The following is a 16,951-nucleotide window of genomic DNA, read 5'->3' on the forward strand; positions in this document are numbered from 1 at the left end:
ATTTCGGTGAACAGCGCGAATGGCCAACCTGCTAGGGCCTTCTAGTTTTACGAAGCGGCGTGGAGTTCCTTCCACGCCTGCGGCACGTACGCACACGTCGGGTCTGAGGCGAGCGGATCGCCCGTCATGGCGAACGCAGTCGACCGCGAACCACCGCACACGGACGCAAATTCGCACACGGAGCACTTACCCGACCACTGCTGCGGATCGCGCAGCTTCTTAAACACCGGCGAGGTGGCGTAGATATCCGGCAGGGTCTGCTCCTTGACGTTTCCGCAGTGCATGGGCAGAAAGCCGTTCGGGTACACGTCGCCGAGATGGTCGATGAAGACGAAGCCGGAACCCGCATTAATAGCCATGGGCGGACGCGGACGGCGAGTGTGCTCGGCCGGTCCCAGCAGGCGCTCGGTTTCCTCGGTGAGGAACTTATAGAGCTCGCCGCCTTCATAGGGCTGTCCCTTGGAGCGCTGAATGACAATGCGCCGGTACTGCGGGCCCTCCGTCGTCTTGATGGCAACGCGGTTGGACACGTCGTGGAGCCAGTTCATGGCGTCTTCACGCTCGAGCGGGCTGAGCGCGCCGAGTCCCGTGCCGCGGCCGGTGGGCACGAGGAAGAATACGCTCCACAGCTTGGCGCCCATATCGATGACTCGCTTGAGCAGCGCCGGGGCTTCCTTCACGTTGTTCGACGTGATGGTCGAGTTGATCTGCAGGCGGAAGCCCACGTCCGTGACGATCTCCGCCATCTCGACGGTGCGGACAAACGTGCCACTGAAACCGCGGAAGTAGTCATGCGTCGCGGCCGTCGCACCGTCGAGGGACAGCGAGAGCGCCGAGCCTCCCACCGCCTTGAGGCCTTCCAGGCGCGCGCGGGTCAACCGCGGCGTCACGGACGGCGACAGCGAAATGTTGAGCCCCAGCGAGGTGCCGTATTCCGTGAGTTCCTCCAGGTCACCGCGCTCGAACGGATCGCCGCCGGTGAGGACGACGATGGGACGCGGCTTGTCATACGTCGCGATGGAGTCGAGCAACGCCTTGCCTTCCGCCGTGGTGAGCTGCCCCGGCGCCGGCTCGTGTTGAGCGTCCGCACGGCAGTGTTGGCACACGAGCTGGCACGCACGCGTGACCTCCCAAATGGCGATGAACGGCTTGGCGTTAATATCGTGGCGCACCTGGCGCACGATGGGCGTGTCCTTCACGGGGTCCCCTCACTGAAGCGAATGTTTTCTACAACTTTAGTCGTAGAAATCTCGCGCATAAAATAAGGAGAGCCTCACTCCCATTCCATCTAGTCCCTCACTGACGCTTCAGGCCGAGATGAGCCCCACACCCGTGGCGGAAGGCTCATCCCGGCCTGAAGTGATAATAAAGCTACTTCTTCTTGCCCTGGCCGAAATCGAGGTTGTCAAGGTCGATGTTTTCCATACCCTTGGGCAACTTCATGCCTCCCATACCACCCATGCCGGGGAAGCCTCCGCCTTGGCCCATCTGCTCCTGCATCTTCTGCAGTTCCTGCATGGAGGGCATGCCGCCAGGCATACCCGGCATTCCAGGCATGCCACCGCCGCCACCGCGACGCTGCTTGGCGGGCTTGCGCTTGCCGTTCTTGCCCTTGCGGCCCTTGGGCTTCTTTTTCGTGGCGGAGCGACCGCCGCCCATGCCGGGCATGCCGAACTGGCCGGCCATGCGCGACATCATCTTCTTCGCCTCGTTGAAGCGCTCGATAAGGGAGTTGACCTCAGAAACGGTCACACCAGAACCGTTGGCAATGCGCTTGCGGCGCGAAGCGTTGAGAATCTTGGGATTCTCACGCTCTTCGGGGGTCATACCGCGAATAATGGCCTGGATGCGGTCGAGCTGCTTCTCGTCGACCATGTCAGCCATCTGCGACATCTGCTTGCCGCCCGGCATCATCTTGAGCAGGTTGCCGATGGGGCCCATCTTGCGGACCATGAGCATCTGGTCAAGGAAGTCGTTGAGCGTCATCTCGCCCGAGCCGATCTTCGCTGCGGCTTCCTCGGCCTTCTGGTGGTCGAGGGTGGCCTCGGCCTGCTCGATGAGGGTGAGCAGGTCGCCCATACCGAGGATGCGGCTCGACATGCGCTCCGGGTGGAAGACGTCGAAGTCGTCGAGCTTCTCGCCGGTCGATGCAAAGAGAATGGGCTTGCCGGTGACCTCACGGATGGACAGCGCGGCACCACCGCGGGCGTCGCCATCGAGCTTGGTGAGCACGACACCGGTGAAGTCCACGCCGTCACGGAAGGCCTCGGCGGTCTGGACGGCGTCCTGGCCGATCATCGAGTCGATGACGAAGAGGACTTCGTCCGGGTTCACGGCGTCGCGGATATTGCGAGCCTGTGTCATGAGCGTTTCGTCGATACCGAGGCGGCCGGCGGTATCGATGATGACCACGTCGTGCTGGGTGCGCTTGGCTTCCTCGATACCGGCCTGGGCGACGGCAACCGGGTCGCCGTGGGAGGTGCCCATCTCGTGCTCGCTGGTGTCGATGGACGTGCCGGGGTCCGGCGCGAAGGTGGGCACGCCGGCGCGCTCGCCCACGATTTGGAGCTGCTGGACCGCGCCCGGACGTTGGAGGTCACAGGCCACGAGCATGGGCGTGTGTCCGTTCTTCGCCAAGTGCTTGGAGAGCTTGCCGGCGAGCGTCGTCTTACCGGCACCCTGGAGGCCGGCGAGCATGATGACGGTGGGCGGGTTCTTCGCGAACTGGAGGCGACGCGTCTCGCCGCCGAGGATCTCCACGAGCTCCTCGTTGACGATCTTGACCACCTGCTGGGCAGGGTTGAGCGCCTCGGAGACCTCGGCACCAACGGCGCGCTCCTTGATGCGCTTGATAAAGCCGCGGACGACGGTCAACGAGACGTCGGCCTCGAGCAGCGCGAGGCGGATTTCGCGGGCCGTCGTGTTGATATCGGCCTCGGTCAGCTTGCCCTTGCCGCGCAGCCCGGAGAGGGCGGATTGTAGGCGGTCAGATAGTGATTCAAACACTACGGTGGCGCTCCCTTAAGTAAAATTTGACGGATTTTCGCTTTTAACTACTCTAGTCGCTTGCCAAGGCCCGGGTCACATTCGCTACCACGGCAGAGCGGCTTACCTCGCCGCGCAGACGCGCATGGACGATCATTGTGGCGCCGAGAACCTCGTGGCGCAGCCACTCCACGTCCGGCAGCGCGCCCAGCAAATGGCCCAACGCGGCCACCCGCTCCGCCGTGCGCACAGTAAGCACCGCGCCGAGTTCAAAGACAGCGGTGGTCGGAGCGGGCTCAATCTCGGGAAGGACCGAGTATGTGCCCGACGCATAGGATTGGAGGAAACGCTGCTCATTGGCGGCATCGGCAAGCTGCTGCTGGACGGTGCGGATATCGAACTCCGCGGCGTAGCTGCCGTCCCGCTCGCGGATAATCCGCGAGCCCATGACGGTCCAGCCCAGGGCCGCGATGAGCGCGAGCGGGCGCACCATCTCGCGCTGGTACTCGCCGCACCAGTACACGGTAAGCCGCTCCTCCTCCCAGTCGACGCGCAGGCCGATATCGCGCGGGGCGTCGACGATGGGCCGGGTGAGCGCCCGGGGCTCGAGCGCCTCCAGCGCGCGGGTCGTCATCGCGTGGACAGCAGAGGCCAGCCGTGAGGTCCACACGCCGGGCCCCGTCGAGCGGGCGTCGGCCTCCGCAAGCACGGCTAGCAGGGAGACGGTGAGCTGGTCGTAGCTGGCGGCATCGAGAAGCGCGTCGCGCGCCTCGTCCGACCAAGGGTCCATGCGCGCGGCGAGCTTGGCCAACGTTGTGTGCTCAGCAACGATGGTCTGCACGCGCGACATATCCGCGAGGTTGAGCCGCATACGCTGGGCTTGGCGAACGACTATTTCCGCGCCGACCTGCTCGTGCGGGCGGTCGTAGCCTTTGCCCATGTCATGGAAGAGCGCAGTCAAGAGCAGAAGGTCCGGCCGCGCGACGGTCGTGCGGGCCTCCGCACAGCGCGCCACCGTGTTGATGGAATGCGCGTCGACGGAATGCGTGTGCGACCGCTCCCGCGGCAGAAGGCCACGGATATGCGCCCAGTCAGGCACGAGCCGCTCCCACAGGCCATGCGCGTCGAGGTCTTCGATAACCCGCGGGGTATGGCGCGGCGAGGACAGGATGGAGTAAAAGTCATCCACCGCGGCTTGTGGCCACCGGTCCGTGACCGTGGGTAGCTCTTGGAGCTGCACCCACGTCGCCTCGGAAACGGGAATGCCCGTGCGTGCCGACGCCGCCGCAACGCGCGTGAGCAGCCACGGATCCTCTAGGTTGGGGTTGCGCGAGAGCGTAATAGTGCCCCCGGCGTCGATGACGTCGATGTCGAGCGGCCGCCGGATCCCTTTCCGCTCCCTTTTCCCTACGAGCCCGCGGGCGGTGGCCAGGCCTCTTTCTAGGGCATGGTCGACCGCGCTGGCGGCCTCGACGAGCGCGGCGGAGAGCTCATAGCGGTCCTTAAACCCCAGTTCTTCTGCGATATCCGCGGCGAATTCGGGGTCGAGCGCGTCGCGATGGCGGCGCGCGTGGACGTGGAGCAGGGTGCGCACGTCGAGCAAGAGCTCTTTTTGCGTATCGAGCCGCGGATTATCGCACAGGTTGCCCAGCGCGAGTGCGCGCAGGAGCTGAATATCGCGCAGCCCTCCCCTGCCGTTCTTAAGCTCCGGGTTCGTCATCGCGGCGACGGCGCCGGACCGGTGCCAGCGCGCGATGGCGGTATCAATAAACGCATCGAACCCACGCTGGAGCTGGCGCCGCCAGACGGCGAGCAACTTCGCGCGGGCTTCATCGACGAGCAGCTTATTGCCCGCGACGTAGGCAAGATCCAGCTGCGCAAAGCCTGCCGATGCATCTTCTGCCGCAATGTCCGCACACTCGTCCGGCGTTCGCACCGCGTAGTCGAGGTGGTACTTCGCGTCCCACACGGGGTACCACATCTGCGCGACCTTTTCCTCGTCCAGCTCCTTGTCAGCGGGATGGAGGAGAATAAGGTCGATGTCCGAGCGTGGGGTCATCTCCTGGCGGGCGAACGACCCTGTCGCGGCGAGCGCGGTGCCTTGGGGCAGATCGAGAGAGCGGACAACGGCAAGCGCCGAGGCATAAGCCTCGGCGCGAATGTCGGATGGTGTCACGGGACTAAATGGCGGCTTCGCCGCGCTCGCCGGTGCGGACGCGGATGAGGTCCTCGACCGGGGTGACCCAGACCTTGCCGTCACCAATCTTGCCGGTGTACGCGGACTCGACGATGGCGTTGAGTACCTCGTCCACCTGCTCATCGGCGAGGACGATCTCCAGCTTGACCTTCGGCACGAAGTCCGTGGCGTACTCGGCGCCGCGGTAGACCTCGCTGTGGCCGCGCTGCTGACCGAAGCCCTGGGTTTCCGTCACGGTCAGGCCGTGGACATCGAGCTGCTCCAGCGCTGCACGCACGTCCGGAAGGGTAAAGGGCTTGACTACTGCGGTGATGAGCTTCATGGTTTACTCCTTGACGTCGGTGCGCGGCGGGATGGTAGGCGCCGTGGAATTATTCGTACTGCCAATCATAGTAGCGGGTGCTCGCATGCCAGATTGTGCGGCCAGATCGTAACCCGACTCACGGTGCTCGGAAACATCGACACCGGCCGCCTCGTCTTCGTCCTCAATCCTCCAGCCGAGGGTGTACTTGAGCGCCAGCGCAATGACTAGCGTGACGATTCCAGCGAAGACCATAGCGACCACCGCGATGACGGTCTGAATAATGAGGAGCTTAACGCCGTAGCCTGCATCGTCCGTAAGCAGGCCGCCCTCGCTGGCAAAAAGTGCCAAGCCGATGGTGCCCCACAGACCGGCGACGAGGTGCACGCCGACCGCGTCGAGCGAGTCATCGAAGCCTAATGTGTACTTCAGCCCCACGCCCAGGCACGCCACCGCGCCGCCGATGCCACCCAGAATCAACGAGGTCACCGGAGTCAGCGCGCCAGCGGCGGGAGTAATGGCGACAAGTCCAGCAACAAAACCGGAGGCCGCGCCGAGAGACGTGGCCGCCTTATCTCGAATGGCCTCTACAGCCATCCAGCCGAGCATGGCCGCTGCGGTCGCCGCCGCCGTGTTGAGCCACGCCAGGCCCGCCAGACCATCCGCGGCGAAGGCGGAGCCCCCGTTGAAGCCGAACCAGCCGAAGAAGAGCAGCGCCGCGCCTGTCATGACCATGGGCAGGTTATGCGGACGAGAGACCTTGGTGGGCCAGCCGGCACGCTTGCCCACGACGATGGCGAGAACGAGTGCCGCGGTACCAGCAGAGATATGCACAACGGTGCCGCCTGCAAAGTCCACCGGCGAGACTGCCGCGGTGGTCTCACCGGCCTCAGTAACGGTGCCGAAGATCCAGGAAGAAAGGGAACGCTCCGCGTGGGAGAGCAATCCCCCACCCCAGACCATGTGCGCCAGCGGGAAGTAAACAAAAGTCACCCACAGACCACTAAAAGCCAGCCACGTACCGAACTTCACGCGGCCCAGCAGCGCACCGGAAATAATTGCGGTAGAGATCACCGCAAAGGTGAGCTGGAATCCGATATCGATGACGTTCGCATACCCGGACGCCCCCGCGATGTAGTTGCCGTCCGCGTCCGTAATAGAGTCGCGCAGTCCGAAGAACTCGAACGGGTTCGCGACCACGCCGCCCCACGACTGCGTGCCGTAGGACATCGACCAGCCCCACAGGACGTAGGCGACGCAGACCATGCCGAGCGCGCCGAAGGACATCATCATCATCATGTTGAGGACACTTCGCTTATCCGAAAGTCCACCATAAAACAACGCCAGGGCCGGCGTCATGAGAAGCACTAATGCAGCAGAGATAAGCATCCACGCGGAGTTGCCGGACACCGCAGCCAGTTGATCGGGAGTCATCCGTCTCGCCCTTGTCTATAGATTGATAGGTACGCGAAGGACATTACCTGTCACACTATAGAAACACAGCTTGGGTTCACCTTTCGCATGTCACCCCCAATCCGGTCAGCGCTATCACCTGCACCGTTACCCCGATCGCCCGAACGCCCGGCCTGAATTTAAAGGCCCGACCCCACCTCGCCTCGCCCGCCCGCACAGCTTCCCACATTAAGCATTCGAAAGTGTTGACCAACGCCAACGGGGATGGATATGCCGGGTTGCCGTAGCTCTCGAACATATAATCTAACGCCTTGATGGAGGGGTAGCCTCTCATGACCACCGTTCCACCAGACAGCCCGAACCACCCGCCCGACGCTTACTTCGCACCACTGAACCTGAGAGCTCAGCTTCGACGACTAGAAAAACACAAAGACGCCAGCGAGCAGAAGCTCACCGGCGCCTCGTTCCTACTGTGCTGCCGCATCCCCCGGGGACTGCGGGGCGTTAGGATCCGGCACAATGCCGGCCGGCAGTGGATTGTCTGCCACCACCTTGTGGTCCTTAGACTCACGCGCGGCCTTGCGGCGTGCAAACTTCACGTCGGTGACCGTCACACCGTAGATGGAACGGCCCATGTAGAACGAGCCCACGGACCCGATAATCCACACACCAAACAGCGTGAGCAGTACCTTGACCAGGTTCCAAAAATCGAAGCCGGTCGTCGACCAATCGATGATGAGCTTGGCGAAAAGGAGCAAGGGCACGGCCACACCTACGGTGGGACCGAGCAGGTTGACACGCGTGAGGGCATCGGGAGCGCGCCACAGCGCCACGGTCGTTGCAACGACCATGACGGTGGCAGCGATGACGAGCACCGCCGCGATAATCTCTGCAATCGTCATGGGGTTTACCTCCTGCCCTTCGAAATAATGCGGGACATCGACAGGGTGGGCAGCACGCCGGCGACGATGGCTGCCAGCAACACGATGTCGTACGCAATGGACATGTCGTTGAGCAGCGTCCACGAAATAAACATGGCGATCATGCCGTAGAACACGAGGTCCGAAATCACCGTGCGGGTGAGCTCATCACGCGAGCGCAAGGCAAGCAGGAGGCCCGCGCACACGGCACCTCCCATGATGAAGATGCAGATAACAACAATCCACCCGAAGAGGGAAAGATTCGCGAAGTCAATCATTACTTCTGCTCCTTTCGGTTGGCGCGGAGAAGATCAGCCGGTGTCGTCTTCGGCGTGTCATCTGCAGCCAGCGGTGTGTCATCCGCATGAGCCATATCCGGCGCGCGCATGTGCCGGCCAACGGTCTCCAATGTATATTCGTAGAACGCTGGGTCGAGCTCTGTCGCGTCTCCTTGTCCTGGCACGCCATAGTCGATGCCCTTAACGTGGGGTGCCACGCGCTCTTCCATGTCTGCGAGGCTTGCCATCACGTCAGCAGGATCGTCGCCCTGCACCGCTTGAACGAGGACGATGCGCGGTAAACCTTCACGCGGAGGTTCACGCAAACCCAGCGACAGCGTTCCCGGCGTCGCCGTAATCGACGACGTGAACCAGAAGATATCCCAGGCATCGGTCACGCGCAGCGGATAACGCAACACGACCGGATGATAGCCATTATTCGGCTTCAAAGAATCGAGTGCGAGCGAGAAACCTGCGACAAAGATTTCTTTGACGAGCCACGGTGTATAGACGCAGCCATGCAAAATCCGCTTAATATCCATTTATCGGCCCTCCTGAATTCCATCGAGCTGCGGCATGCCCACCGGGTCATCGCCCAAAATAGCGGCGGAGTAGGCATCCACATTAAGGAGATCGCCCGACGCCGTGAGCGTCACGTCGACAACGAAGCCGGCGAAGATGAACATACACAGCGAGCCCAGGATGAGCGCCAAAGACGGCGCCATGAGGTACTTGCGAATGACGAGTTCATCGGGCACCTTCTCCACCGGCAGCGGCTTGCCCCAGAAGACCTCACGCCACACGCGCAGCATGGACAAGAAGGCCGCGAAGGACGCGATGACAATAGCGGTGATGACGACCCAGGCCCACGCGGTACCGGTGCGCGCCACCTCGAAGACGATCATGACCTTGCCCCACATACCGGAGAAAGGCGGGAAGCCCACGATGGAGAAGGCACCGGCTGCGAAGATCCACGCGATGAGCGGGTCGCGGCGGGCCAAGCCAGACAGCTTGGACAAGTTTCCGGTGCCATACGTTTCCTCAATGGCGCCGGAGGCCAGGATGAGCGAACCCACCGTAATCATGTGGTGAATCGTGTAGAGAATGCCGGCGGCCAGCGCGCGCTGCGGGTCCTCGCCCGTAAAGGCGAGCATGACCAAGATGAACGGCATGCCATTGAGCATCTGATAACCCAGCACGCGGCGGATGGAGTTTTCCGCCAAGCCGCCAAAGGCGCCAATCGCCATGGAAATGATCATGATGACGATGATGAGTACGTTCCACCGCGCGTCCATGTCGAAGAGCACGACCCACAGGCGGAAGAGCATGTAGACGGCGACCTTGGTGTGGAGCGAGGAGAACAGGCCCATGACCGCTGCCGAGGTGCCCGGGTAGGTACGCGGCAGCCAGGACTGCACGGGGAAGACACCCGCCTTCGCTGCGATGGCGATGACGATGAGTCCGGCCGCGACGGTGACCTGGCCGTTGCCAGCGGCAGCGCCCTTAAGCGCCGCGAGGTTGACCGCCCCAGCGACCGAGTAGATGTAGCCCACGCCCACCATAAGCAACGTCGACGCAAAGAGGTTGACGAGGACGAAGGCACGGCCAGCCGCGAGACGCGACCACGTACCGGACATAGTGATGAGGCCGTAGGACGGCAGCAGCATGACCTCAATGAACACGAAGAAGTTAAAGAGATCCGCGGTGATGAGCGCGCCGTTAACGCCGGTGATGAGAATGAGCGTCAACGCAGGATAGTAGCGAGACTTGGTCTCGCCACCCACGATGGCGAACCAGTTCGCGCCGAACGAGACGATCATCGTCGTGATAATGAGCAATGCTGAGAAAGAGTCGGCCGCAAAGGCGATACCGGCATTGCCCACGTACAGACCCACGGTATGCGCGACGACGCCGTTCTGCGACGTAAACGCCAGCAGACCAAGGCCGGCGAAGATGCCGATACCCGGGATGATGAGCATGATGGCGTCACGCACGCGGCGCCACGGCGCCAGCAGAGCCAACGCAGCAGAAACGAGCGGGACCGCGGGGAACAGCGGGAGGAGCTGACTTGCAAGTTGCATTACTTCTCGCCCCCTTCAGCATTCGCGGCGTTGGGAGAAAGCGCGCCCTCATCCGGGTTCTTAATGCGCTGCACCGCATTTGCGGAGCGTTCCAGAATGTCGCGGTTTTTTGCGTCGCGACCCAAGGTGCTAAACGCGTGGTCGACAGTGTTGTCATCCACCGGCTCGACGACATCCGTGTCGTCGTTGGCGCCCATGGCCGCCATGGTAAGCAAAATCGTCGTTGTCGCCATGGAGATAACAACCGCCGTAAGCACGAAAGCCTGCGGCAGCGGGTCTGCCATCTCGGCGGCATCGACGCGGGAAGGGAAGGATTCGCCGCGGTAGGAGTAGACGCCCGTGGCCAGCAACGTGAGGTTCGCAGCGTGACTAAAGGCCATCATGCCCAACACGATGTGGACAAGGCCACGCTGTTGGATGAGATAGACCGCAGCGGCCATCAAAATACCAATGGTAAGTGCGAGATACATTTACTTCTCCCCCTTCATCCGTGCTGCGCGAACAGACGGCTTCTTGGTGCGAGCCTCGCGTTCATTGAGCAAGGCCAACGGGTCGGTCGAGGGGTTAATCGGGGCCGGGTACGGATCGTCCGCGTTATCCATAGTGATGCGCGGCGTCGTGGGCAGCGAGGAGTCGTCCCCGTGGACCCACGGCAGGTAGTCACGCTCTGTACCGGGGCGCAAGTAACCACCCAGAGCGTTGATGGCCATGGTGAGCATGCCCAACACCGCAAGGTAAATACCCAAGTCGAAGATCATGGACGTTGTCCAGTGCTGGCCGAAGGCCTCGGCGTGAATAGCAGCAAGGAAGCCGCCGTTGCCCCAGCCGTGATGGAAGTAGCCCACAAAACCGGCGGACAGCGCAACAAGGATGCCGATACCGGTGAGGTGGATAGGCGTCATGCGGCCGAAGACGATCTCATCCGAGCCACGGGACAGGTACGCCAAGCCGATCGCGGCACCCATGATGAGCGCGGCCGGGAAGCCGCCGCCCGAGACCTGGTGTCCGCGGTAGAAGACGATGAGCGACAAGATAACCAGCATCGGCGCCACAAGGATGAGGGCCTTGCGCAGCGGCACGGAGTTGAGCTGCGACTGGCCGAAGGGCGCCGGGCGCGTGCCCGAGGTAAACGGGAAACGCGGCAGCGTCGAGGTAATCGCGGCGATAACGACGGCAGCCATGCCCAGCACGGACAGCTCGCCCAAGGTATCGAGTCCACGGAACTCGACGATGATGGTCGCCACGACATTGTCGCCGCCAGTAATTCCGGGTGCCTCGTTGAGGTACCACTCCGCGAGGCTCGAGCGCTCGTGGCGGCCCATGAGAGCCCACACGCCAAGGAAGGCGGCGATACCAGCAAGGATGGCGATGACAATCGAGCCCGTGCGACGCGAGGTGTTCTGCACGTTGTGGAAACGCTCCGGCAGGTAACGCAGGACCATCATCATGACGATGACCGACAACGCCTCAACGAGGAATTGCGTAAGCGCCACGTCCGGCGCGCCCATGATGAGCATCTGCAGCGTCACGCCCGCACCAGCGATACCAATCATGACAGCACCGGTGAGTCGGTTGTGCGTGCGCACCAGGCCAATCATGGACAGCGCCACGATGAGCAGCGGAATGATATCCCACGGGTTGTCCAAGCCAGGAACGCGCGGTGCCAACGCGACGCCGTCGACGCCCTCGCCAATGAGAGCGGCACCTGCAAGAACGATAATGAGCAGCACAATAGGCAGCATGAGACGCGAGGGATTATGCGTATCGGACATGCGGCCGAGCTGGCGACCAATCCACGTCGCGCCCTTTTGCATGGAGTGCAGGAGCTCGTTGCCACTGCGTGGCAGGAACGGGCGGGACTCGAACGCGGCCCAGAAGCGCTTGCGGAAAACAACGCCCACAACACCGAGCACGAGCACCGTCACTGAAATGAGAAGCGGGATGGTAAGACCATGCCACAGTGCCAAGTGGGTGTGGGACTCTAAGCCGACCGCATCCACGACGGCATCGACAGGCTCGTCCGCACGCCCCATGATGAACACGAGCGGGAAGGACATGAATCCGGGCAACGCGGCCGGGAGCCACAGGCGCACCGGAGCCTCGTGGACGCCGCTCACATCACGCGGGCCGTCGAAGAAGGCGCCGAAGACGATCTTCGCAGAATACGTAAAAGTAAAGAACGCGCCGATGCCCGCGGCAAGCAACAGGATCACCTGGCCGGCTGAGCCAATCGGGGCATCCTCAAACGCGGTGAGCATGCCTTCCTTGGACACAAAACCCAGCAGCGGCGGGACCGCCGCCATGGAGGCTGCGCCGATGACCACGGAACCAAACGTCCACGGCATCTTGTTCCACAGCACGCCCAAGCGACGAATGTCGCGGGAACCCGCCTCGTGGTCGATGACGCCGATGAGCATGAACAGCGAAGACTTGAACAGCGCGTGCGCCGCCGTGTGCACGATGGCGGCCGCGATGGCGAAGGGGGTGCCGACGCCGATGGTCGCCACAATCCAGCCCAGGTGCGAGACGGTCGAGTATGCCGTGAGCTTCTTCAGATCGGTCTTCTGCACCGCGAAGACGGCGGACATGATCGCCGTGCCCATGCCCACCACGATAAGTAGCCAGTTCCATACGGCCACGTCGTGGAAGATGGTGGAGAAACGCACGAGCAGGTAGATGCCCGCCTTGACGACGGCCGCGGCGTGCAGGAAGGCCGAGACCGGGGTCGCCGCCGCCATGGCTTCTGGGAGCCAGAAGTGGAATGGGAACTGCGCGGACTTCGTAAACGCGGAAATCGCCACGAGCACCGCGACGCCCGCGGTCAGGCCCGGGCGCTGTGCCCACACGTCAGAGGCCAGAATGAGTTCAATGTGCGTCGTCCCTGCTGCCGTCGCCGCAATCGCCAGCGCGGTGAGCAAGGTGAGTCCACCAATGAAGGTGAGGATCAACGTGCGCTGGGAGCCTGCCTCGCCGCCGGAGCCGGAACGCGCGATGAGCATGAATGACGCGAGGGAGACAAGCTCCCACGCGACGAAGAGCAACACCACGTCATTAGCCAACACCAGCAGGAGGATGGACAGCATGAATGCCGTCATCAGGACGTAGAAACTGGTATTCCCCTGTTTCTTCGGCAGATACGCCGCGGAATAGGTAAACACCACAGCGCCGATGATAAGAGCAAGCAAGGCAAAGAAAGCACTCAGCGCGTCCGCGCGCAGGGACACGCTCACGTCCATGCCTGGTTCCACGAAATTGCGAACCCAGGTATACGTGACGGTGAGAGGCGTGCCGTCCAGCACGTCCCCCAGACGAGAGATGATGAGCCCCGCGGCCACAACAAAAAGGACCGCAAGCGGGTAACCCGCCTGCCGGTCCATGAGCTTGACGAGCCCGGGTGCAAGGATCAATGCCAAGGCTGCGAGGAGGACAACAAAGCTAAGAGTCACGAAAGAACTCGCCTCACAAACATTGGTTGAAATAGGACAGATGCGCATTAAATACAGCGTTTTCAACCCTACCATCGGGGCTCGTCCCAGGTCACATTACCTTTCGTTCGTTCGACAAGGCACAGAGCTTTCCGATGCCCCCATACCCCGCCCGCATGTGTGATGCAGGTAACGAGATGGTTAGGTAAGGTGAAATAACGTCACTATCCCCTAAGGGCACCGCTATGCACCCTCGCTTTCTCACACTGCCTGCCGTTGCCCTCCTCGCACTCAGCGGGTGTTCGGCGCTGCCCGAGCTCAAGTCAAAAGAAGATCTGCCCAACCAACAGTCGGAGACAGAATTCCCCCTCGCAGACGGCGATGTGGGACGTCTCTTTGTGGACGGCCGCCTCGCCGACTGCGAACTCCCCATGCCTTTCCTCGTGCAGGCGGGCTTCGACGAGTCAGCGGGACTCGACGCCGGAGCCGATTCGACCGCAAGCGACGTCCTCCTCGACGGAAAATCCTGCGCCGGCATGACTGCCGTCGACAGCGAGGATAAGCCAGGACTCTTCATCTCCATGATCAATTTTGTCGACGCCACGGAATTCCGCGAGGGCATGAAAACCGAAGAAGTCGCAGAACCCACGTCATTTAAGGATCCAGCGCTCGCGGACTGGACGGTCTACCGCCTCGAAGACACCGAGATGCAGTCCACTCCCCTCTTCTCCGTCTTCGGCCCAAAGGGAACTCCGCTCGAGCAGTTCCAGATGACCGCCTCAGACAATGTGGAACGAGTCGCGCCCCTGGCCAACGACCTCATGGCGCTCACCAACCGCGCGGTCGAGCTCGGCGTGCTCACGAACTTTGACGGTTTCGACAACGTCCAGGCTCCCGGCGAAGGCTTCAAGGATGCCCGCACCGGCGCCATCCCCCTCGATCAGGAACGCTTCGCACGCACCACGGAGGGCCTCGACACGGTCGAGTCACCCGATACCGCCATCGAATTCGCAGGCGAGAGCACGAATATTCGGACGTGGCTCAGCGACGTTAACCAGCTCACCATGGACGACGTCGTGGCATCGAGCTGGGGGCGCCTGTGCTTTAATCTCAATCTCGAATTCGACGGTGGCATCAAAGCACTCCCCACGCTCGTGGACGTTGCGAGCAGCGCAGATGAACGTGTCGGGCTGCGCTTCGGCAACGGCGGCTACTCCACCGCCGTGACGGTCCAGGAACCCACCCTCAATCCGGAACACACCGCAGTTCCCATGTGCTCACAAACGACGTCTATCGCGCGTGGCGATATCGTCGTGACGATGAACGACGACTTCAGCACGATCGCCCCCGCCGATCTTCCTGACGCACTCCCCGCCTGGACGTTCAGCGTCGACATGCGCGACGGCGACTTCATCATCGACGCGGACGGCGCCGAGGATCCGGACTTCGTCGCGACGAAGACCGTCGGCGATTAAGCAGATATAAAAAGAGCTCCGCAGTTCACTGCGGAGCTCATCACGTGTTCGTTTTACTTCTTGTCGCCAAGCAGGGCGTCAACGAAGCCCTCAATCTCGAACGGCGCGAGGTCATCCGCGCCCTCGCCCAGGCCCACGAGCTTGACCGGCACGCCGAGCTCCTCCTGAACTTGGAAGACGATGCCGCCCTTGGCGGTGCCATCGAGCTTCGTGAGCACGACGCCCGTGATATCCACGATCTCGCGGAACACGCGCGCCTGTACGAGGCCGTTCTGGCCCACGGTTGAGTCGATGACCATGAGGACCTCGTCGACCTCGGCTTTCTTCTGGACCACGCGCTTGACCTTGCCCAGCTGGTCCATCAAGTCAGTCGACGTGTGCAGACGGCCGGCCGTGTCAATGAGCACCACGTCGACACCCTGCTCCACACCCTTCGCGACGGCATCGAATGCGACGGACGCAGGATCCGCGCCCTCCTTGCCGCGCACAGTATCGGCGCCGACGCGGCGACCCCAGGTCTCGAGCTGGTCAGCGGCCGCGGCACGGAACGTATCCGCCGCACCGAGCAGGACGCGGTGGCCCATGGCGACGAGCACGCGGGCGAGCTTGCCCGTGGTCGTCGTCTTGCCGGTGCCGTTGACGCCCACGACCATGATGACCGCCGGCTTGCCTTGGTTCGGCATGGCCTTGATGGAGCGATCCATCTCCGGGTGGCCGACCTCGATGAGCGACTCGCGGAGCATCTCACGGGCCTCCGCCTCGGAGTTCACGCCGCGCTCGGCGATCTTCTCGCGCAGAGACTCGGTGACCTTCATCGTGGCCTTGGTACCTAGGTCCGCCATGATGAGGGTATCTTCGATTTCCTCCCACGCGTCATCGTCCAGGTCGCCCGCGGACAGAATGCCCATGAGGCCCTGTCCGATGGCGTTCTGCGAACGCGACAGGCGTCCACGCAGCTTGCCCAGACGACCAGCCGCTGGCGCAATGTCCTCCGTCGGCTGTGCCGGCGTCTCCACCAGCTCGGTGTCCTCGGACGCGGTCTCGGACGTCGGCTCCTCCGGAACCTCGGTGACCTCGCGGGCTTCAGCGGCCGATGCCGTCTGTGCCTCGGCCGCAGCCGCAGCCTCCTGGGTGCGCTCGAGATCCGCGTCGTCTTCGATGTCGTCCACCGCATCTGCGATGTCGGCGTCATCCGGATCCTCGGCGACCTCGTCAAAGACCGGCGAGTCTTCCGTCGCGGATTCTTCCTCGACCTCGTCGCGTGTGGTCTCCGCTGCGGCATCTGCCTGTGCAGCGGCCTCCTCGGCCTCCACGTTCTCGGCCTCCACGTTCTCGGTCGCCGCCGCACCAACAGCTGCTGCAGCAGCAGCGCCTGCGGCACCGGCAGCTGCAGCACCCGCAGCAGGCTTCTCCGCTTCCGGCTCCTGAACCGGGGCGGTCGGCTCAGACTTCACCGGCTCCGGCTTAGTTTCCTCGACGACCTTCGAGTCCTGGACCGGCGCAGCGGGTTCGGACTTCACGGGCTCCGGCGTCTTAGGCTCAGACTTCGGAGTCTCGCCGCGCAGCTGCTCGTTGGCCATCGCCGTTGCGCTCGGCTCAGCGGAACCCGGCTGTGCGCTCGGGTTCGACGGCGGAGTCACCGGCTCCTTTGCTGGGCCAGCCTGCGTGAAGTTAAAGCCGCCCTGGGCCTGGTAGTTGCCGGACTTCTGCTCCTGCGTGAGCTGCTTTTCCTCAATCTCAGCCGGTTTCTCGAAAGAGACCTTCTTCGCTTCGCCGCGCTTCTTGCCTCCAATAATCACTCCAAGAATGATGAGAAGCAGGAGAGCAACGACGATAACGACGGTAAGAGTTGTGTTCATGCTCTCTATAGTGCCAA

General features: G+C 62.7%; 12 protein-coding genes and 1 pseudogene. 1 reads left to right on the forward strand and 12 read right to left on the reverse strand.

Features of this window, described 5'->3' with window-relative positions; all coding sequences use genetic code 11:
* Positions 1-47: 47 nt before the first annotated feature.
* From HMPREF0307_RS03100 to HMPREF0307_RS03155, 11 genes and pseudogenes are all read right to left on the reverse strand, one after another.
* Positions 48-1,199 carry a TIGR04053 family radical SAM/SPASM domain-containing protein gene (locus tag HMPREF0307_RS03100; protein ID WP_066486977.1) on the reverse strand — a complete coding sequence of 384 codons (1,152 nt, stop codon included), beginning with the start codon at positions 1,197-1,199 and terminating at the stop codon, positions 48-50.
* 172 nt (positions 1,200-1,371) lie between these two features.
* Complete coding sequence (gene ffh, locus HMPREF0307_RS03105; protein ID WP_066486979.1) at positions 1,372-3,006, reverse strand: signal recognition particle protein; 1,635 nt, start codon at positions 3,004-3,006, stop codon at positions 1,372-1,374.
* Between the two features lie 52 nt (positions 3,007-3,058).
* Positions 3,059-5,161, reverse strand: a complete 2,103-nt coding sequence (locus tag HMPREF0307_RS03110; protein WP_066486981.1) for a [protein-PII] uridylyltransferase — start codon at positions 5,159-5,161, stop codon at positions 3,059-3,061.
* 4 nt (positions 5,162-5,165) lie between these two features.
* Positions 5,166-5,504: a P-II family nitrogen regulator gene (locus HMPREF0307_RS03115; protein ID WP_066486982.1), complete on the reverse strand. Its 339-nt coding sequence runs from the start codon at positions 5,502-5,504 to the stop codon at positions 5,166-5,168.
* Positions 5,505-5,507: 3 nt separating this feature from the next.
* A complete protein-coding gene (locus HMPREF0307_RS03120; protein ID WP_066486983.1) occupies positions 5,508-6,917 on the reverse strand; it encodes an ammonium transporter in 1,410 nt (469 codons plus the stop codon).
* 578 nt (positions 6,918-7,495) lie between these two features.
* Positions 7,496-7,798, reverse strand: a pseudogene (locus HMPREF0307_RS03130) (Na+/H+ antiporter subunit G); the annotation flags it as partial.
* A 5-nt stretch (positions 7,799-7,803) separates the two neighbouring features.
* Entirely contained in the window at positions 7,804-8,094 is a 291-nt protein-coding gene (locus HMPREF0307_RS03135) for a cation:proton antiporter (RefSeq protein WP_066486988.1), read from the reverse strand.
* Entirely contained in the window at positions 8,094-8,636 is a 543-nt protein-coding gene (locus HMPREF0307_RS03140; protein WP_181734554.1) for a monovalent cation/H+ antiporter subunit E, read from the reverse strand. The genes HMPREF0307_RS03135 and HMPREF0307_RS03140 overlap by 1 nt, the downstream gene beginning before the upstream one ends.
* Complete coding sequence (locus tag HMPREF0307_RS03145; protein ID WP_066486992.1) at positions 8,637-10,175, reverse strand: monovalent cation/H+ antiporter subunit D family protein; 1,539 nt, start codon at positions 10,173-10,175, stop codon at positions 8,637-8,639.
* The gene (locus tag HMPREF0307_RS03150) at positions 10,175-10,645 is read right to left on the reverse strand and encodes a sodium:proton antiporter (protein ID WP_066486995.1); all 471 of its coding nucleotides are present in this window, start codon (positions 10,643-10,645) and stop codon (positions 10,175-10,177) included. The genes HMPREF0307_RS03145 and HMPREF0307_RS03150 overlap by 1 nt, the downstream gene beginning before the upstream one ends.
* Positions 10,646-13,621: a DUF4040 family protein gene (locus tag HMPREF0307_RS03155; protein ID WP_066486997.1), complete on the reverse strand. Its 2,976-nt coding sequence runs from the start codon at positions 13,619-13,621 to the stop codon at positions 10,646-10,648.
* Between the two features lie 224 nt (positions 13,622-13,845).
* Between HMPREF0307_RS03155 and HMPREF0307_RS03160 the strand changes: the two genes are divergently transcribed.
* On the forward strand, positions 13,846-15,075 hold the full coding sequence (locus HMPREF0307_RS03160; protein WP_066487000.1) for a hypothetical protein: 1,230 nt from the start codon (positions 13,846-13,848) through the stop codon (positions 15,073-15,075).
* A gap of 53 nt (positions 15,076-15,128) precedes the next feature.
* On the opposite strand, the gene ftsY is transcribed toward HMPREF0307_RS03160, so the two are convergent.
* Complete coding sequence (gene ftsY, locus HMPREF0307_RS03165) at positions 15,129-16,934, reverse strand: signal recognition particle-docking protein FtsY (protein WP_066487002.1); 1,806 nt, start codon at positions 16,932-16,934, stop codon at positions 15,129-15,131.
* Positions 16,935-16,951: the final 17 nt, after the last annotated feature.

This window comes from Corynebacterium sp. DNF00584, from assembly GCF_001552965.1.
Taxonomy (GTDB): Bacteria; Actinomycetota; Actinomycetes; order Mycobacteriales; family Mycobacteriaceae; genus Corynebacterium; species Corynebacterium phoceense.